14 protein-coding genes, 1 tRNA gene and 1 pseudogene are annotated in these 19162 nt (G+C 64.1%); 9 read left to right on the top strand and 7 right to left on the bottom strand.

The features are described from left to right. Positions 1-154: 154 nt before the first annotated feature. The 6 genes from BV95_RS15055 to BV95_RS15030 all read left to right on the top strand — a co-directional run bounded on the left by BV95_RS15055 (position 155) and on the right by BV95_RS15030 (position 8203). Positions 155-2572, top strand: coding sequence for a TonB-dependent receptor (locus BV95_RS15055; RefSeq protein ID WP_037453593.1), 2418 nt, complete (start codon positions 155-157; stop codon positions 2570-2572). Continuing rightward, a complete protein-coding gene (locus BV95_RS15050; protein WP_037453590.1) occupies positions 2572-3795 on the top strand; it encodes a dipeptidase in 1224 nt (407 codons plus the stop codon). Before BV95_RS15055 ends, BV95_RS15050 begins: the two co-directional genes overlap by 1 nt. Positions 3796-4140: 345 nt before the next feature. Further along, positions 4141-4587 carry a Csu type fimbrial protein gene (locus tag BV95_RS15045; RefSeq protein ID WP_234703203.1) on the top strand — a complete coding sequence of 149 codons (447 nt, stop codon included), beginning with the start codon at positions 4141-4143 and terminating at the stop codon, positions 4585-4587. Between the two features lie 25 nt (positions 4588-4612). Then, positions 4613-5341 carry a fimbrial biogenesis chaperone gene (locus tag BV95_RS15040; RefSeq protein ID WP_081873400.1) on the top strand — a complete coding sequence of 243 codons (729 nt, stop codon included), beginning with the start codon at positions 4613-4615 and terminating at the stop codon, positions 5339-5341. 82 nt (positions 5342-5423) lie between these two features. Further along, positions 5424-7733: a fimbria/pilus outer membrane usher protein gene (locus tag BV95_RS15035; RefSeq protein ID WP_051749805.1), complete on the top strand. Its 2310-nt coding sequence runs from the start codon at positions 5424-5426 to the stop codon at positions 7731-7733. Next, positions 7730-8203 carry a Csu type fimbrial protein gene (locus tag BV95_RS15030; protein ID WP_037453581.1) on the top strand — a complete coding sequence of 158 codons (474 nt, stop codon included), beginning with the start codon at positions 7730-7732 and terminating at the stop codon, positions 8201-8203. The genes BV95_RS15035 and BV95_RS15030 overlap by 4 nt, the downstream gene beginning before the upstream one ends. Here BV95_RS15030 and BV95_RS15025 read toward each other — a convergent pair. Next, complete coding sequence (locus BV95_RS15025) at positions 8197-9153, bottom strand: PAS domain-containing protein (protein ID WP_037453578.1); 957 nt, start codon at positions 9151-9153, stop codon at positions 8197-8199. The genes BV95_RS15030 and BV95_RS15025 overlap by 7 nt on opposite strands. 292 nt (positions 9154-9445) lie before the next feature. Between BV95_RS15025 and BV95_RS15020 the strand changes: the two genes are divergently transcribed. Continuing rightward, positions 9446-11905, top strand: a complete 2460-nt coding sequence (locus BV95_RS15020) for a YadA family autotransporter adhesin (protein ID WP_062792000.1) — start codon at positions 9446-9448, stop codon at positions 11903-11905. Continuing rightward, on the top strand, positions 11880-12680 hold the full coding sequence (locus tag BV95_RS15015) for an OmpA family protein (protein ID WP_037453572.1): 801 nt from the start codon (positions 11880-11882) through the stop codon (positions 12678-12680). Before BV95_RS15020 ends, BV95_RS15015 begins: the two co-directional genes overlap by 26 nt. 85 nt (positions 12681-12765) lie before the next feature. Here the strand turns inward: BV95_RS15015 and BV95_RS15010 are convergent, their stop codons facing one another. The 6 genes and pseudogenes from BV95_RS15010 to BV95_RS14985 all read right to left on the bottom strand — a co-directional run bounded on the left by BV95_RS15010 (position 12766) and on the right by BV95_RS14985 (position 18627). After that, on the bottom strand, positions 12766-14994 hold the full coding sequence (locus BV95_RS15010) for a TonB-dependent receptor (RefSeq protein ID WP_037453568.1): 2229 nt from the start codon (positions 14992-14994) through the stop codon (positions 12766-12768). A 67-nt stretch (positions 14995-15061) separates the two neighbouring features. Then, on the bottom strand, positions 15062-15346 hold the full coding sequence (locus tag BV95_RS15005; protein WP_051749804.1) for a hypothetical protein: 285 nt from the start codon (positions 15344-15346) through the stop codon (positions 15062-15064). A gap of 2 nt (positions 15347-15348) precedes the next feature. After that, a pseudogene (locus BV95_RS15000) lies at positions 15349-15531 on the bottom strand (nitronate monooxygenase); the annotation flags it as partial. Between the two features lie 369 nt (positions 15532-15900). Further along, positions 15901-15975 (bottom strand) — tRNA-Glu (locus tag BV95_RS14995). 291 nt (positions 15976-16266) lie between these two features. Next, on the bottom strand, positions 16267-17055 hold the full coding sequence (locus BV95_RS14990) for a SapC family protein (protein ID WP_013846304.1): 789 nt from the start codon (positions 17053-17055) through the stop codon (positions 16267-16269). Between the two features lie 132 nt (positions 17056-17187). Continuing rightward, complete coding sequence (locus BV95_RS14985; protein WP_037453563.1) at positions 17188-18627, bottom strand: FAD-binding oxidoreductase; 1440 nt, start codon at positions 18625-18627, stop codon at positions 17188-17190. A 78-nt stretch (positions 18628-18705) separates the two neighbouring features. Here BV95_RS14985 and BV95_RS14980 point away from each other — a divergent pair, with 78 nt between their 5' ends. Further along, entirely contained in the window at positions 18706-19140 is a 435-nt protein-coding gene (locus BV95_RS14980) for a hypothetical protein (protein WP_037453560.1), read from the top strand. The last annotated feature ends 22 nt before the right edge of the window (positions 19141-19162 follow it).

Raw genomic sequence — 19162 nt, 5'->3', positions numbered from 1 at the left:
ATCATTTCGTTTCACAAGAAAACCGAGAAAATCGGCTGGTCGCAGCGATGCGTCGGCTTGCTTGCTACATGGAGAGATGCAGCGCCCACGCCATGCGCGGGGCGCAGCCTGGACGGCCCATAACTGCCCGAAAAGGGCCGAAAGGGAGCCATTTATGCAGAAGTTCTTGTCCGTTCGCCGTGCCGCCCTGCTGCTGTCATGCTGCGCCGCCACCATATCGCCCCATGCCTGGGCGCAGGAGCCGGATGCCGAAGATGCGGGGACGATCACCGTCACCGGCCGCCGCATCTCCCAATCGGCGGAGGCCATCGGCGAGGACAAGGTGAGCAATGTCGTGGCGGTCACGCGTGAGGCCCTGCTCTCGGCACCGTCGGGCATTTCGGGGTTGAAGATGCTGGAGCAACTGCCCGGCTTCAACGTGCAGACCGACGGCGCGCTCGGCCTCTATGAATTCGGCAACAGCGTCCAGACCCGCGCCTTCAACCTTGACCAGATCGGCTTCGTGGTCGATGGCATCCCGACCGGGCGCAGCGACGCTTTCGGCGGCAGTCCGGTGTTCCGCTATGTCGACAACGAAAATCTCGGCGTGGTGGAAGCCGCCATCGGCGCGGGCGATGTGGGCCTGCCCAGCTATTCGACACTGGGACCGGTGGTGCAATATAACAGCATCGCGCCGCAGGATGATATGGGCCTGTTCGTATCGCAGAGCTTCGGCGATTTCGATATGAAGCGCACTTTCATCCGCTTCAGCACCGGCAAGGTGGGGCCGTTCAAGGCCTATGTCAGCCGCACCAAGCTGGACAGCGACCTGTGGCGCGGCCCCGGATCGGTCGACCGCGAACATTGGGAAGGGCAGATTCACGCCGATCTGGGTGGCGATAGCTGGGCGCGGTTCAAATTCGTGTCGAACGACTTCTTCGATTATGACTCGCCTACCATTTCGCGGGGGCAATATAATTGCGCGGCGCCAAATCCCTTGGGCCAGTGTGGGCGAGATTTCGCTAATATTGAAAATGTACCCAATACTACTGTAGTCAACGGCAGGACGCCATTCGCGCCAACCGTCGCGGGAATTTATTATTCCAATTCTAACTATACGAGCGTTTATAATCTAGCCATCAACGTGCGTAAGGACAAACTTTACGGGGCGACCTTCCACGCTGGCATCGCTGATGGGGTTTGGGCCGAATCAACTCTTTATTATGAGGATAAGGACGGTTACGGCGTGTCACCCGACTCCTATGGTAGCATTACGCGGGGCGCGACGCCTGGCAGCTATCTGCGCTATCTTTATCAGTCGGAGGCTGGCCTTCCGGTCGTAGCGCCCAAGGGCGTACAATATGGCTTGTCGGGCGTAGGTGGGGATCGCTACGGCATCACCAGCAAGCTGCATTGGGAAATCGGCAGCAATAGTGTGGAAGCGGGAGTCTGGGCCGAAACTGACAAATATCACCGTACCCAGGCTCGCTACAATACGGTCGATGGTGCGCCCAATAGTGCGCCTAATCTGAACGAACTAGTCTATCTGCGCCGCGATTACCGGTCCAAGCGCGACATATTGCAGGTGTTCGTGAAGGATACGCTGAAACTCGCGGACGAGCGGCTGATCCTCGACCTCGGTTTCAAGGGGCTGTCGATGGACTATGTCCAGCGCGGCTATCGCGACTTTGACGATTATTACCGCACCCGGACGATTGGCGGCGTCCTCAGGGGCATTCCGGGGTGGGGTCCGCAGGCCAACACCGCGCATTATACGGATATGTTCCTGCCCATGGCGGGCCTACTCTACAAATTTGACGGACGGACGCAGGTCTTCGCCTCCTATGCGGAGAATATGGCTCTGCCCAAGGGTATGGACGACATCTATTCGGTGACGCGTCCCGGCACGTCGGCACTGGTGCCGCAGCCCGCGCCTGAACGGTCGAAGAATATGGAACTGGGCATCCGCACCAACCAGGGACAGCTCTATGCGTCGTTGGCGGCCTTCTACACGAAGTTCGAAAATCGCATCCAGTCGATCACCAGCTTCGTGCAGGGCGGTGGCTCGTCGACGGAAACCTTCTACCAGAATGTCGGCCGGGTGCGTTCTTATGGCGTGGAATTTGCCGGCACCTACAAACCGTCCTTCCTGGACGGCCTCGCTTACGGCAACCTGAACGCCACCTACAACAACGCGAAGTTCAAGGACAACATTATCGGCTCGACCGTCATCCCCCTCGCTGGCAAGTTCCTGCCGGATAGCGCCAAGTGGATCGTCAGCGGCGGTGTGACGGTGGAACCGGCGAGCTGGCTGGTCGCCAACTTCTCCGGCAAATATACCAGCAAGCGCTGGTCGACCTTCGTCAATACGCCGGGGTCGAGCGTGCCGGGCTACACTGTCTTCAGCGCCTATGTCGACATTGGGGACGGCCTCAGCTTCGGGCCGGTCAAGGGAATCAAAGCGCGGTTCAACGTCGACAATATCTTTGACAAGGACACGCTTTCCTACATATCTGCCCAGCCATCGGGCGACGGCTTCTTCCGGCCGCTTTCTCCCCGCACTTTCCAGTTCACCATTTCGGGTGAGATTTGATGCTGAAAAGGATGATGGCGGGGGCGGCGCTGATGGCGCTGCTCCCGTTCGGGGCGCAGGCGCAGGAGGTGCCTAAGAAGGTCTATCAACTCCATCAGCGGCTGCTGACGCTCGACAGCCATCTCGATACGCCCGCCTCGCTCGACCTGCCCGGCTGGTCGATTGAGGAGGAGCATGGCGTGCTCAGCGACTATACCCAGGTCGACCTGCCGCGCATGAAGAAGGGCGGCCTGGATGGTGGTTTCTTCGCGATCTACACGCCGCAGGGGCCGTTGACGGAGGAAGGATTCCGCAGGGCGAGGGACTTCGCGATCATGCGCGGCGTATCGATCCGCCAGATGGTGGCGGCGGACCCAGCGAATTTCACGCTGGCGCTGGAGGCGAAGGATGCCGCGCCCATCGCGGCGTCGGGCAAGCGGGTCGTCTTCATGTCGATCGAGAACGCCTATCCGCTGGGCGAGGATGTGTCCTTGCTCAAGACCTTCTACGATATGGGCGTGCGGGTCGTTGGCTTCGCGCATTTCGCGCATAATCAGTTTGCCGACAGCTCCACCGATCCGTCGAAGAAGCCGCGCTTTGGCGGTCTCAGCCCGTTGGGGAAGGATTTGCTGAAGGAGATGAACCGGCTGGGCGTGGTGCCGGACGCGTCGCACAGCAGCGATCAGGTGCTGGACGATCTGCTGGCGCTATCCACTACGCCGGTCCTGCTGACCCATTCGGGCTGCAAGGCGGTCTATGACCATCCGCGCAATATCGACGACGCGCATCTGAAGGCGCTGGCGGACAAGGGCGGCGTGATCCAGATGAACGCCTTTGGCGCCTATCTGCGCGCTTCCAAGCCCAATCCGGCGCGGCAGGAGGCGTTGAAGGCGCTGTTCGGCCAGTTGCGCGAGGATGCGAAGCTGTCGCCGGAGAAGCGGGCCGAACTGCTGGCGAAACGGCAGGAGATCGACCGGCTCTATCCCGAAACGGACCGGGCGACCTTCGATGATTTCATGGCGCATATGCTCCACGCGCTGAAGGTGGCGGGGCCGGATCATGTCGGCATCGGCCTGGACTGGGACGGCGGCGGCGGGGTCGTCGGCCTGGAGGATGTGCTCGACCTGCCCAGGATCACCGCCGCCTTGCTCAAGGCGGGATATAGCGAGGCGGATGTCCAGAAGATCTGGTCGGGCAATGTCCTGAGGGTTCTGGCCGCGGCCGAGGCGGCGAAGGGGTCTTGAACCGTCCGTCAGGCGGCCTGTCCTGATCCGGGCAGGCCGCTTGGGCAAATTCGGAATGTCGGGAAATGGCGTGACCTGCGTATTTTCCCCTCCACCAGCCGGCTGCTGATCCCCCTCCCCATCTCTCAATGGGGAGGAATAGGATAGGTCCGCCATCCATCCAAAATCGCTCAGTCCGGCGAGCCTTGAATTGGTTCACGCTGCCTGGCCAATTCGTTGCGAAAACGGAACGGTAACGCTTCACTAACCTTTTTCGATCAAAACTTGCGCTGGATAAGACGTATCAACTTTAGGTTGGGGGATGGCGTCATGCGCAAGATAGGCGCGTTAATCGTTTTGATCCTGGTGCCCGGGACAGCGAAGGCGGCGGATGCCACGACGACCATGGGGGTGTCGGCGACGGTATTGAATGTCTGCCTGGTGTCCGCCACCAACATGGCCTTTGGCACCTACGATCCCACCTCTTCGGTTCCGACCGACGCGACCAGCAGCGTCAGCGTGACATGCACGCCGGGAACGCTTTTCAACGTCGGATTGAACGCAGGAGCCACTGGGGGCGCGACAGTCACCACGCGGCAGATGCTGAAAGGCGCCAGTCCGCTCAACTATTCCCTCTACAGCAACGCCGGGCGCACCACCAATTGGGGCAATACGTCCGGTTCGGACACGGTTTCGCAGACATCGGCGGGCATCACGCCCATGGCGTTCACCGTTTATGGCAGGATTCCTGCGCAGCAGAGCGCGGCATCGGGCAACTATACCGATACGATCACCGTCACGGTCAGCTATTAACTTCAGCCATTAACTGAGGCCAGTCATGACAGGAAAAGGGCATGGGGCCGGAATCTTCGGGATTCTGGCGGTGGGATTGTGCGCGCTGCTTTCCGCGACGGCGACGCCCGCGGAGGCGGCGGCTCTGCGCGTCCTGCCGGTGCGCATCGAACTGGCCGCCGACAAGCAGTTTTGCGCCCTGACCGTCGCCAATGACGATGCGGCCGCCACAACCATCCAGATCAGGGGCTATGGCTGGCGCAAGGATGGGGAAGGCAATGACCGGCTGGATCCGGACGCCGGGCCGGCGGTCAATCCGTCCATCGTCAGCATCCCGGCGGGGGAAACGCGCCTCATCCGGTGCAGCCTGCCCGCCGGAGGGGGAGGGCGCGAGGAAAGCTACCGATTGGTGATCGACGAATTGCCCACCGGACCGGTCGCGCCCGGCATGTTGCGGACATTGCTGCGCATCAGCATCCCGCTCTTCCGCGCACCGGCCGGTGCGGCGCCGATGCTCGACTGGGCGATGGTGAAGGGCGGCGGGGGGCAGCCCCGGATCGCCATCGCCAATCGGGGGGACCGGCATGTCCAGGTCGCGGGGGTCAGCCTCTATCCCTCCGGCTCCGGCAAGGCGGCGACGCTGGAGCGCGGTTTCTATCTGCTGGCGGGCGGGCGCATCGAATTGCCGCTGGAAACGCCAGCCGCCATCGCCAGGGTGGAAGTGCAGACCACCAAAGGGACGCTGGTCGCGTCCCGGGCCGACGGCGAGCGGTGAGGGCGCGCGGCGGATGGGGCGCGCTGCTGTCCGAAAAATCGGAGCCTGGGAAGGCGGCAGGCGCTCCGGCCCTTTCCCGGTCATGCTGGCGATTATCCTCTGCCCGCCGCCCGCCGCCATGGCGTCCGATCTGCCGGTCGCCGTCACGGCGTCGGTCCCCGTTCCGGCAAGGATATGGGCGATGCCCGTCGGGGTCGTCGTCAACGGCCGTTCGCTGGGCGACACCGGACTGGTCGTGCTGAGCCAGGGCCAGTTGTTCGTGCGGCGGGACATGCCGGGCCAATGGGGGCTGCGCCTGCCGGAAGGGCTGGCGCGTATCCGGGTCGAAGGCGCCGACTATGCTTCGCTGGAGGGGGTGCCCGGCCTTTCCGCGCGACTGGACGGCAGCGGATCGACCTTGTTGATCGACGCCGAACCATCGCTGTTTTCCGCCACGCATTTCGGCCCTGCCCGGCAGGCCCCGCCCGTCATGGAGGCGGTTTCGGCGCAATATCTCGGCTATGACCTGATCCTCTCGCGATGGAGCGGGAAGTGGGCCGGGTCTACCCTGCTGGATGCGGGGGCGTCCGGCGAATGGGGTGTGGTCGGCACCACCGCCCTGCTGCAACAGGGATTGGGCGGCCCCGGCGCGGTCCGGCTGGACAGCAATTATATCCGCGATTTTCCCGACCGGCGGCTGCGGCTGACGCTGGGGGACACGGTGACGCGGGGCGGCGAATGGAACCGGCCGATCCGTTTCGCGGGGATCAGGCTGGGCACCGACTTCGCCCTGACGCCCAGCGACATCACCTATCCGCTGCCCCGGCTCTCCGGCTCCTCTACCCTGCCGTCGGTCGTGGAGCTGGCGGCGGTCAGCAGCCGCCAGAGCATGGCGGTGCAGCCCGGCGATTTCGCCATCGACTATCAGCCGGTCTTCACCGGCGCGGGGGAAGTGACGATGACCGTCCGCGACATGAATGGCACGGCGCGCACCGTGACCCAGAGCTTCTACACCAGCCCGCGCCTGCTGCGCGAAGGACTGGACGATTTCTCGCTGGAGGCGGGCGTGGCGCGCAGGGATTTCGGCGGCAGCAGCTTCGCCTATGGCGAACCCTTCGCCGCCGGATTCTGGCGCCATGGGCTGGGTGGCGGGCTGACGCTGGGCGGTCGGGCGGAGGCGAGCGGCGACGTGCGGATGGCCGGGCTGGGGCTGGGCGCGATCCTCTCCTCCTGGGGGGAGGTCGCCTTGTCGGCGGCGGCGGCGCAAAGCCACTGGGGCACCGGCCTGCTCTGGCGGGCGCAGGCGCAGCGCATCACCGCCCGCTATTCCGTGACGGCCAGCTACACGCGGGAGGATGCCGACTTCGTCCAGGTGGGCGCGGACGGCCCCCCGCCCGGCAAGCGGCGGGAATTGATCGTTGCGGGCAGCCTGACGCTGGGAAGGCGGGGCAGCATCAACGCCGACTATCTGGAAAATGACGCGGACGGCGGCTATCGCTTCGCCACCAGTTCCCTGTCCTATGCCGCCAGCCTGGGTCCGGCCTGGATCACGCTGGGGGCGCGGCGGACGCGCTTTTCCGACAGCCGGAACGACAGTCTTTTCGGATCGTTCACCTTGCCCCTCGGCTCCCGGTCGAACGCGGGTCTGTTCGTGCAGGGAAGCCGCGCCGCCGCCAGTTTCAGCCAGACGCCGCCGCCCGACAGCGGCTGGGGCTACCGCTTGCTGGCGGCGCGCCAGCGGAATGACCTGTCGCAATGGGAAGCGGGCGCGACATGGCGCACGGGGGCGGGGGATATCGATCTGTCGATGGCGCGCATGGCCGGGGCGGGCGGCGTGCGGCTCCAGGCCCATGGCGCGCTGCTGCGGGCGGGGGGAAAGATCGTCGCGGCGCCGCAGCTCGACTATGCCTTCGCCGTGGTGGATGTGGGCGCGGATCAGGATGTGACGGTCCTTTTCGAGAACCGCCCCGTGGCGCGCAAAGCGGGGCAGGGCAGGCGGGCGGTCGTCACCGGCCTGCAACCCTATGCCGCCAACCGCATCGCCGTCGATCTGGACGACCTGCCGATCGACACGGCGGTGACGTCGGCCGAGCAGGTCGCCGTTCCGGGATATCGAAAGGCCGTGGCGATCCGTTTCGCCCGGACATCGGCCCGTCCCGTCACATTGCGGCTGGTAGACGGGGACGGCGCCCCGGTCGAGCAAGGGCTGACCGTCATCGTCGAGGGGTCGGAGCCGGGCATTTCCGGCCATGACGGCGAAATATTCCTGGCCGATGCGCGGGAGGGGCAGGGCATCGTGCTGACCGGACCGGGCATGACCTGCCGCGCCGTCGTCCCGGCCTTGCCCGACCGGCCCGGCACGGGCAGGATCGCCCCGGTACGCTGCGCGCCGGATGGGGAGGGGGGAAGATGAAGCCTGTCGGATATATGCTGGCCGCCCTTGCCGCCATGGCGGTGGCGACCCCGGCGCGGGCCTGTACCCTGTGCACCTGTTCGGCCTCCACGACCGGGATCAGCTTCGGCGGCTACGACCCGACCTCGCCGGTTCCAAAGGATGGGGCGGGCAGCGTGACGCTCAGTTGCACGGGCCTAGTGTCGCTAGCCGGGACGATCGATATCGCCATCAGTCCGGGGTCTTCGGGCGACGCCCTGGCGCGGCGCATGACGCAGGGCGGCGCGGCGCTGAACTATAATCTCTATACCAGCGCCAGCCGCACCACGGTCTGGGGCACGGGTTCGGGCGGCACCGGCATCGTGAGCGCGCCGTTGAACGGGCTGCTGAGTTTCAGCCAGACCGTGCAGGTCTATGGGCAGATACCGGCGGGGCAATGGCCGCAGGCGGGCCCCTATTCCGACAGCGTCATCGTGACCATCACCTATTGAGGCGCGCCGCCGGGCAGCGCGCATAGCGGGTTCGTCCCGATCAGGAAGACGCCGCCCGCCTGCCCGTCGGCGGACAGGAGAGGGGTCGCGCCGACCCAGACGGTTCCGCTCCCCGCGCTTCCCACCAATCCGGCCGCCATGCCGAACGGCTTGCCGGATGTCAGCAATTCTTCCACCGCGTCGCTGATCGCGCTGCGGCTGGAGCCGTCGAACAGGGCGGCGAAGCGGAGGCCGACGATCCGGCTTTCGTCCGTCCCCACCAGATCGGCCAGCGCCGGGGACATATCCGTGACCATGCCCCGCACATTGAAGGCGCCGCGGGCCAGGCCCGGCAGGCCGTCGGTCAGATTTTCATAGGCCGCGATCCGCGCATCCTGCGCCCGCAGCGACAGCCGGTCGGTCATTTCATCCGCCAATATGGCGAAGCCGCCGGGAAAGGCGGAGATCTGGATGCGATAGACCAGCGGCGGGCCGCCGGTGAAGCTTTGTTCGAATTCTTCCGGCACGCCCGTGTCGCGCACCCTTTCCAGCGCCCGCAGGACGAAATGATGATCCGGCCGGGTCAGAAGCTGCGAAAGCGGCGCGCCGCGCACCTCCTGCTCGCTGACCTCCAGCCGTTTCCGCGCCGCCAGGTTGATGCGCAGCAGGTTCAGCCCCTGGTCGGCCAGAATGACCTGCGTCGGGATCATGTCCAGCAGCACGTCGAGTTGCGCGGCGGGATGATCGGGGTCGGGGCGATTCCGGTCGCCGGACAGGCGAAGGAAGGATTCGGTCGAAATCAGGGTCAGCCCGACATGGCCGTGGTTGAGGATATGGACGGGTTCGGTCAGCGCCTGACGCGAATGCACGGCGAAATGCCGAATCAGCGCGGTGGCGGTGACGACCTGGCCGGGCGGCAGATCGTCCGCCTTATTGTCTGTCCCTCCACTCGTGCCGTTCGGTATCCGCATAATATGTTCGACCCTTTCGGTTCTATCAAAACGGAATCGTAATGAATTCCGGTGGTCGGATCAAATGTTCACTCGACTCGACGGCGCGCCGGAAGAACAGGGAAATTGTCTGGCGAACAGTGGCATGGCGGGCGGGGGCGGGATACATATTTTGCGTAAAATGCCGGTTTGCGGCCTTGGCGGGCCTTTAGCCGCGATGCCTTCATCTTCAGCCCCGGGGATGCGGGACGCCATGTTTGCGCGGCCGTGAAAAGCGGCGCGGAAGGGCGATCCCACGAACAGGGGCGGAACTATGATGGGCGAAGCATCGCGGCATTTGTCCGTGCCGTCGCGCGGTCGATGGCTGGCGGCGGCGGTTCTGTTGGCGGGCGCGGGGCAGAGCGCGACCGCCCATGCCAATAATGTGGTGAGCGCCTGTTCGGGCGTCAGCCTGCCCAAATCGGTGCTGACGCAGACCATCGGCGACGTCATCACGCCGGTTCTGGCGCCGGTGGAATCGACCCTGAACGCCTTGACGTTCGGAACGATCAATTTGGGCATCAACTCCGCCCTGTCGAACGCGGCGGCGGGCGCGCCGATCGAACTCAAGGTGCTGGACATCAACGGCAATGCCGTCGACCTGGCGACGGACCCGACTTGCGAAACCACATCCGACAGTTTCAGCCTGGTCACGCCGAAGGGCATATCCTTTGGCGGCAACAAGATCACCGGCTTGGGATCGCCCGGCCTTGAGGCAAGCGCGGGCGAGCTGGACGCCATCGCCATCGGCAATCTCGCCAGCACGTCGGTCGGGGCGTTCGGCGCGGTGGCGATCGGGGCGGGCGCATCCGCATCCCATGCGGGCAGCGTCGCGCTGGGTTCCGGATCGGTCGCCAATGGGCTGACGCTCAACCTGCCTGCCTTTCTGGTCGGCGGTACCGCGAGTGCGGAGGTGAATATCGGAGGGCGCCGCCTGACCGGGCTGGCGGCGGGGGCGAATCCGACCGACGCGGTCAATGTGGCGCAGTTGCAGGCGGTCAACGATGCGGTCGGGACGCTGTCGGACAATGCTGTGCAATATGACGGCAGTTCGCGGTCGCTGGTGACGTTGCAGGGCGCCGCCGGCACCGGCATCACCAATTTGAGCGCCGGGGCGGTGAACGCCACCAGCACCGATGCGGTCAACGGGTCGCAACTTTATGCGACCAATGTGCAACTGGCCTATAATCTGACCGCGATCACCGACCTTCAGGAGGGACGGGCGGGCTATCTTCAGGTGAACAACAGTTCCGGCTATGCCAAGCCGGTCGCGAGCGGCGCGGACACGATGGCCGCCGGGGCTGGCGCGGTGGCTTCCGGGGACGGCAGCCTGGCCGTGGGAACGCAGGCCCAGGCATTGGCTCCGTCGAGTGTCGCGCTGGGTTCCGGATCGGTCGCGGACGGCCTGACGCTTGGTTCCTCCGCCTATCTGGTGGGGGGAACCGCCAGCGCGGAGGTGAATATCGGCGGGCGCCGCCTGACCGGGCTGGCGGCCGGGGCGAACCCGACCGATGCCGTCAATGTGGCGCAATTGCAGGCCATCAACGACGCTGTCGGGACGCTGTCGGGCAATGCGGTGCAATATGACGGCGGAGCGCGGACAGTCGTGACGCTGGGCGGCGTCACGGGCACCCGCATCACCAATCTGAGCGCCGGGGCGGTGAACGCCGTCAGCACCGACGCCATCAACGGATCGCAATTGCAGGCGACGAACGACCTGGTCGCCCAGAACAGCGCGGCCATCACGCAACTCAGCTATGATCTGGCCATATTGAACGATCTGGCCGTCAAATATCAGGACGGGACGAAATCCTCTATCCTTCTGGGCGGCTCAAGCGGGACAAGCATCGCCAATCTGGCGGCGGGTAGCGCGGGCAGCGACGCGGTCAACCTCTCGCAACTGGACGATGCCGTCGGAGGAATCGCGCCTCAGGACGCATTGCCCTATGATCCGGCGATCCAGGCCTATAATGCGGTGCGCGGCGGCGTCGACCAGAAGATCGGCGGGGTAGCGGCGGGCCAGTTGAGCGCGACCAGCAGCGACGCGGTCAACGGCGCGCAACTTTACGCGACCAATGTGCAACTGGCCTATGGCATGACCGCGATCACCGACCTTCAGGAAGGACGGGCGGGATATTTGCAGGTCAACAACAGTTCGGGCTTTGCCAAGCCGGTCGCGAGCGGGGCGGACACGCTGGCGGCGGGCGCGGGCGCGGTGGCTTCCGGCAATGGCGGACTGGCGCTGGGCACGCAGGCGCAGGCGCTCGCGCCGTCCAGCGTCGCGCTCGGCTACGCCTCCGTCGCGGATCGGGCCAACACGGTGTCGGTGGGCAGGGAAGGGGCGGAGCGGCAGATCGCCCATGTCGCCGACGGCGTCGCGCCGACCGATGCGGTCAATCTGCGCCAGCTTCAAGGCGGGATGGGGCAGGCGGTCGATGCCGCTACCGCCTATGCCGACCTTCGCTTCAACCTGCTGGACAGGGGCTTGCGTGATTTGCGCCGCGATGCGGAGGGAGGGACCGCCGCATCCATGGCGATGGCCGGCATACCGCAATTTTCCGAAGCGGGCGGCGGCACGCTGGGCATGGGCGTCAGCACGTGGCAGGGTGAACATGCGGTCGCCATGGGAATATCGAAGGTGTCGGACAATGGCCGGCTCATCATCCGGGCGTCCGCAGCCTATAACAGCCGCAATCAGGGAGGCGCCAATGCTGGCATGGGCATCGCGTTCTGAACCGCGCCGGCATGCCGCTGTGCTGGCGTTGCTGTTGTGCATGTCGCCAGCCGGGGCCGCCGGGCCTGTTTTCCTGCCGGACATTGCTCCCTCGTCGGAGTTTCCCGATCCCGGCCGCGCCACCCGCCGGGAGGGGGTTTTCCTGCCGCCGGAAACGCCGCGCCTGCTGACGCCCGGCATGACCAAGCGACAGGTCTATGCGCTGCTTGGCGTGCCGCATTTCCGTGAAGGGCTGATCGGCGAGCGGCAGTGGGATTATATCCTTGATTTCTACACCGGGTCGGGGACCGAATATCGGGTCTGTCGCCTGCAATTGCGCTGGGACCGGAAGATGCGGCTCGAAAAACTGGCGTGGAGCGACAGCGAATGCCGGGACATGGTCTATCGGCCCGCACCGGTGCGGGAGGTCGCCGTCGATCCGAAGCCGATGGTTGCGGCTTCACGGGAATTGGCGCTCACCCTCTATTTCGATTTCGACAAGGCGGAGGTCAGGGAAGAGGGCCGCCGGGATCTGACGGCGTTCATCGAAGCGAACCGCCGTCAAAGGCTGAGCGTCACGGGTTTCACCGACAGCGTGGGCCAGGAAGCCTATAATGACAGGTTGAGCCTGATGCGGGCGGACGCCGTGGCAGGGATATTGGTCGCTATGGGCGTACCCTTGCCGGATTTGCAAGTTTCCGGAGCGGGAGAACGCTCTCCTGCGCGTCGGCCCGAACATGTCCCGGACGATCCTCTGAACCGGCGCGTGGTGGTGAGGGTCATGCCCGGCGGATAGGAAAGTGGTGAACCCCTGTTCGGCGGTCGCAGATCAAAAAAAAGGGGCGCTCCATGAGGAGCGCCCCCTTTTCCGGGGGTAGTCATCAGAAGCGCTGGGATACGGTGAACGTGTAGGACCGGGGCGGAGCGAAAATGCGCACGCCCAGATTCTGGAAGCTGATATGGTGCACCGAATATTGCTCGTTCGTCAGATTGTCGGCGCTCAGCGATAGTTTCAGGCCCGACTCGCTTTCCCAGGAAGCAAAGCCATTGAGCACGCTGTAAGCCTTCTGAAGACCCGCAACGTCGTTGGACGGATTATAGAAAAAATCGCTCTGGAAGGCTTGGCTCAAACGCACCAGGCCCCTGCCGCCGAACATGTCTTCAGAGAGTTCGACATAGTTGCTGACCTTGTAGCGCGGCGCGCGCGACAGGCGGTTGCCCTTATACGCAAGCGTCGCGCCCGCGAATTGCGGATTGGACGTGAACTTGCCGTCGAGCAAGCTCGCATTCATGCCGACGTTGAGATTGCGTGACGGCGCGATCACGACCTGGATTTCGGCGCCCTTGATCCGTGCATTGGCGTTGGCAAGGATGAAGTTCAGATTTGCGCCGAACTCGAACACCTGAAGCTTCTTATAGTCTAGATAGAAGAGGTCGGCGTTCACCCGCAATGTATTGTCCAGCCATTGGGTTTTCGCCCCCAGGTTGAAGCTGTCCAACTGTTCGGGCTTTACGAGGAAGGTTGCCTGGGTGGCGTTCTGGGCCTGGCTGGTGAAGGTGCCCGACTTATAGCCGCGATCATAGCTCAGGTAGAAATGCTTGTCCGGGCTCGGTTCCATGGCCAGCGTCGCGCGCCAGGTGGGCTTGGTGAAGCTGGCGGATGCGGGCACCGCGTAAAGCGAGCCAGGGAAGAAGGGAAAGCCAAGCCCTTGGCCCGCCGGCGCATTATGCACCGCCTGCTGGAAGACTTCCTTCTTGTCGCGCGAGATGCGGGCCCCAAGCGTCAATTCGAAGATGCTTGCGAACGGTATCGTGACCTGCCCGAACGCGGCATAGCTCTTCGTGCTGGCATTCTGGAGAGCGGTGTTGTCGCCGCCCAATGCGGTCGGCAGCGGCGCCACCGCTGTGACGACAAAGCGCTCCTGGCGATCGATGCTGTCGGAATAATAGAAGAGGCCGGCGACCCACTGGATCTTCGAGCTGGACGGCGAGGTCAGCCGCAGTTCCTGGCTGAACTGGTGCGATGCCTCATTGACCCGGTCGTCAGTCTGGAAAGGAAAATTCGTTTCGCCCACATAGTCGGCGCGCAACGAATAGAGATTGTTGCGATAGGCGGTGAGCGAAGTCAGCGTGGCCCAATCGGCTGCATATTCGACCCGCCCAACGAGTCCGTAATTGCGGCGACGCTGGAAGGTGCCGGGGATCGTCTCACTCTCCCAGACATTCTTGCGGTCCGCGTTGGAGGCGGCGGCCAGCCGTGCGAAAGTGGGGCTGGCCAGGTAGGTCGACACGATCGAACGGGAGTCGCCGTCGAGATTATCCTTGGAATAATCCCCTGTCAGAAGGACGGTCCATGCGTCCTTTTCGGCCTGGAACTGCAGTCGGCCGCCATAGCGCTCGCCGCCCTGAAGATGCTTGCCGGTCAGCAGGTTATATGCATAGCCGCGGCTGTCGGAATATTGACCGGCGGCGCGGAACGCCATGCCGTCGCCGACCGGCAGGTTGACGATGCCCTTGCCGCCGAAGGTGCGGAAGCTGCCGGCAGATGCCTCGACACTACCCTCGAACACATTTGTTGGACGGTTCGAATAGAAGCTGATCGTGCCAGCGGACGCATTTCGTCCGTAGAGAGTTCCCTGCGGACCGCGCAGCACCTCCACCCGGTTGGCGTCAAGAAACGCAATTGAAGTGGCGCCGCCGCGGCCGATCGCCACTTCGTCCATTGAGATCGTGACCGACGATTCAGAAGCGGCTGAATCCGTCTGCGATCCGACGCCGCGAATATAGGTCTGGGGTTCGCCGATATTGAACTGGGTCATGGTGACGCCGGGCGTCAACGCCGCGACATCGAGAACCGAGGTGATATGCGCGCGCTCCATGGCGACAGAGCCGAGTGCGGTGACCGCGATCGGAACATCCTGGAGATTTTCAGCGCGCTTCCGCGCTGTCACGACGATATCGGCAACACCGATTGCGGCCTTTTCTTCAGCCGGCGCGCTCGCCGCCGGGGCATTTGCGACCGCTGTCCCTTGAGCAAAAACCGGCGCTGCAACACCGGCGGCAGCGGTGCACAGCAGGCGCGACAATAGGCTGGCGAAATTACCTCGCATAACATCCTCCCTCTCTATGTAACCGGCGCCGCCCTCCCTCCTGTCAGACGGCTTCCGGTTGCAATCTTCAATTCACTTCAAACAACCCTCCGGCGCCCATGCAGGCGCCGATGACGACATCGTCGATCCCGGCCGGATCGATCATCCCAAAATCGGTGATTTCGTAGCGCTTCACGAACCGTGTGATCCCGTGGGCGTCATAATCCATCTTGTTCTGGATGGGCGCGAAGGCCGCCATAGGTAGGCGACTGGTCGCCGTCCGCGTTTCAATGCCGGGGATGACCCGATGGCGCAGATAGGCGTTCGGGCTGCCGAAATCGAAAAGGAATTCAACTGTCGTCTTGTCGCTCACCAACTTTGCACGCCCGCATGATCACGGGCGCCCGTTGCGACAACGATAAGGCCATCGGCGCCCTTGGAGATCGCTCTCTGCGCAAAATTCTGATCCATGACGTCGCGCATCACGATGCCGCCATAGGAATGGGCCGCGTCGTTAATGTCCTCGCGCGCGCCGAGCGACGTGATGATCAGCGGCAAACCGACGGCCGGCAATCTGAGACCGCGCTTGAGCGAATCTGGGATTGTCACGGTTTATTCCTCCCCCCTCGGTTGGCCGCGCCATTGGTGTCTGGAAACCGTGTATGTGCACTTTTTAAAAAGCGGTCAACAGGATTGTGATTGAAGATGATTGATCCCGCAGCCAAACGACGTCAGCGGGACCGCATCCATATCGACGCGAACCCGGTGTAAGATTTATATCGCAATGCTTATTCGAGCTGCATTTCTCTTGGGTCTGCGACCCAGGAGGAGGGCCGCATCAACCAGTTGACTGGCGAAGCGCATCGCAGAAAGCTTATAGAAAATAGCCATTTACGAGGTGTAATGGCACCTTCGGAGACGGGAAGGTGGTGACCCCTACGGGAATCGAACCCGTGTTTCAGCCGTGAGAGGGCCGCGTCCTGACCGCTAGACGAAGGGGCCGCTGGTCGCACCGGGCGACGGGCAGGGGTGGCCTTTAAGTGGGAGGGGCGTCGTCGTCAAGCGAAACCCATGGCGTTTCCATGGTCCTATAAAAAACCACCCCATGCATTCGCATGGGGTGGCCAAGGTTCAGGGAGGAGACGCCTCCAAAAGGGGGAGGCGCCCATACGACACACCCGAAAGGGGGGCAGGTGCATCGCATGTTTCGTAGATAGAGAAGGTCGCGGGAAGTTTCAAGTGGCTTTCCGCAACCTTTTTCCTTAAATATCTGTCATAAATGCTTAATTTCCGTTAGGCTTCAGCAGCTTGCGGAACGGTCGGGATGGCGATCGGTCCCTTGCCCTGCGCCACCTGGGATTCGAACACTTCGCGCATTAACTGAAGCGAGAAGAGGTGGGCGTGGATCAGCGGGAGCATCCCGTTCTGGCTGATCTTGCGCAACTGGTCGCCGCGCATGTCGCGCAGCTTTTCCTCATTCACCATGCGGAAGCCGCGATAGACGAAAGGCTGTTCGTTGCCGGGCACCTGGATCGCGACTTCGCCGTCCATCAGCAGGTCGAGATCGGCCAGATCCTTCATGAACTGGCCGGTGCGGGCGGCAGCCTGTTCGAAATCCTCGCAGAATTTGAGGACGCCCTGGGTCAGTTCGCTGGGCTTGCCGTCCTCGAACAGCGGCTGGCCCTCCTCGAACGTGCCGATGGCGTCGCTGGTCGGGTCGAAGCAGAGCGACAGTTCGTCGCTGTCGGAGCGCAGCTTGGCCAGCATCCAGGGATAGCGGCGAACATAAGCCGGGACATAGGCCGGGCCGCGCAGCTTGCCTTCATCGTCCAGGAAGGTGTTGACGCCCTCGTTCAGGCCCATCAGCGCCAGCGGAACCGGCTCGTCGCCGGAGGAGAAGATGATCGGCACGAAGCGCTGGGCGGCGACGAATTCGTCCACGGTCAGCGGAATGGCGTGCTGCGTGGTGAGGAAGGGGGCCGAATCCACCGAGCGGCTGCGATAAGCGGCGTGATCGACGCTGCTGAGGGGAATGAGATCGTTGTAGAAGACGGGAAGGCCGTTCGCGGGCGCGCTTGCCATGATGTGGTAGTCCATTTCTAACAAAAAGCGGCGCATCTTCCTGAGCGCCGCTGGCCTGATACTAGGGCGAGAGGGATAAAGCCCTTGGCCGCTGGAGGCAATGCCCGATATCGGCCCGACATGGACCCGCCGTCAGCCTTCTTCGGGGCGCGGGATCAGTTTGTCCGGGTTCATGATGCCTTGGGGGTCGAAAGCGGCCTTGATGGCGCGCAGGGCATGAAGACGCGCCGGGCTGGCGAGGCGGCCCAGTTCGGCGCGCTTCATCTGGCCGATGCCATGTTCGGCGGAGATGGAGCCGCCCGCCGCGACCACCGCGTCATGGACGAAGGCGTTGATCGCCTGCCCCTCCGCCGCGATCCAGGCCGGGCCGTCGCTTGTGCCTTTAGGCGCGCGGACATGGAAATGGACATTGCCGTCGCCCAGATGGCCGAAGGAGGAGGCGGTGGTGCCTGGGAAAGTCCTTTCCGCTGCCGCCGCCGCATCGACCATGAAGGAGGGCATGCGGGGGACGGGGACGCTGATGTCGTACTGGAGCGCCGGTCCCTGGGCGCGTTCGGCTTCGGAGAGCGATTCGCGGATGCGCCAGAAGGCCTCGGCCTGCGCTTCGTTGGCGGCGATGGCGGCGTCGGCGGCGATGCCCTGTTCCAGCGCCTCGGCCAGCGCGCCTTCCAGCCGTTCCGCCGGGCCGGGTCCGCCGAGGTCGCCATGGTCGACCTCTATCAACACATGCCAGGGCGTGCGTGTTTCGATCGGGCAGCGGGCGCCGGGGATGTGGGAAAGGACATGGCCCAGGCCGTCGTCGGCGATCACCTCGAACCCTTCCACGCTGTCGCCCAGCCGCGCCTCGCACAGGCGGAGCAGGGCGAGCGCCTGCGTGGGGGAGGGGACGCCGACCCAGCCGACGGCGCGGGCGGCGATAGCGGGCACCAGGCGCAGCGAGGCGGCGGTGACGATGCCCAGCGTGCCCTCCGCGCCGATCAGCAATTGCTTGATGTCATAGCCGCGATTGTCTTTTTTGAGCGCATCCAGGCCATGGAAGATGCTGCCGTCGGGCAACACCGCCTCTATCCCTTCGACCAGCGCCCGCATCGTGCCGTGGCGCAGCACCTGCGTGCCGCCCGCATTGGTGGAGATGAGGCCGCCGATGGTGGCGGAACCCTTGGCGCCAAGGCTCAGCGGGAAGCGCCTGCCTTCGGCCGCGGCGGCATCGTGCAGGTTGGAGAGGATGACCCCGGCCTCGCAGATTGCGAGATTGTCGTCGGGCGAAAGGCTGCGGATGCGGTTCATGCGGCGGAGCGACAGGATCAGCGCGGAGCCGTCGGCGGGCGGCGTGGCGCCGCCGACCATGGAGGTGTTGCCGCCCTGCGGCACCAGCGGCACCCGTAATTTCGCGGCCAGCGCGACGGCGGCGGCGACCTGTTCGGTCGAGTCCGGCTGAAGGATCGCGGCGGCCGCGCCATGATAGCGGCCGCGCCAGTCGCTGAGCCAGGGAGCGATGTCGTCCGCATCCGCGACGACGCCTTTCGCGCCCAGAAGAGCCTGAAAGGCGGCGATAACCTCTTGTCCTATCATGGGACTGTCCTATGCCTTGAAATTCATCGACGGTTCAACCTTTGGCCCATAGCGTCTGCGTCCCAAAAGGGGTTCGACTTGCTTTATTCCGTCCTGCTGCTGATGAATGCGCCAGCCGCCGATCCTGTGCAATGGGCGCAGTTGTCGATTGAGCAGCGCATCATCATCCGCGTGCCGATGGCCAGGAAGGGGCGCGCGCCGTCGCGCCCCGTGCCGGAGTCGCGGGATGAATGGAAGGAGAAGAAGGGGCCGCGTTGCATCGCTCTGCGCTCGATTCGATCGGCCAGCATCATCATGGACAATGCCATAGATTTGCTGCTGGCGGACAATCACCGCTATCGCGCCAGATTGGCGCGGGGCTGCAACAGCATGGGCTTCTATTCAGGCTTCTATGTCGAGCCGGACGATGACGGGTCGCTCTGTTCGGGGCGGGACGAATTGCAGGCGCGCAGCGGCGCCAGTTGCGCAATCGACAGTTTTCGGCGACTGGAACAGGCCGAACCGGACGATTAGTCGCGTCATTTTCGCGATTTTC

Origin of the sequence: Sphingobium chlorophenolicum (assembly GCF_000722875.1) — a bacterium.
GTDB lineage: Bacteria > Pseudomonadota > Alphaproteobacteria > Sphingomonadales > Sphingomonadaceae > Sphingobium > Sphingobium chlorophenolicum.
The sequence above is the reverse complement of the archived record's forward strand: the minus strand, read 5'-3'. Positions and strand labels throughout refer to the sequence as shown.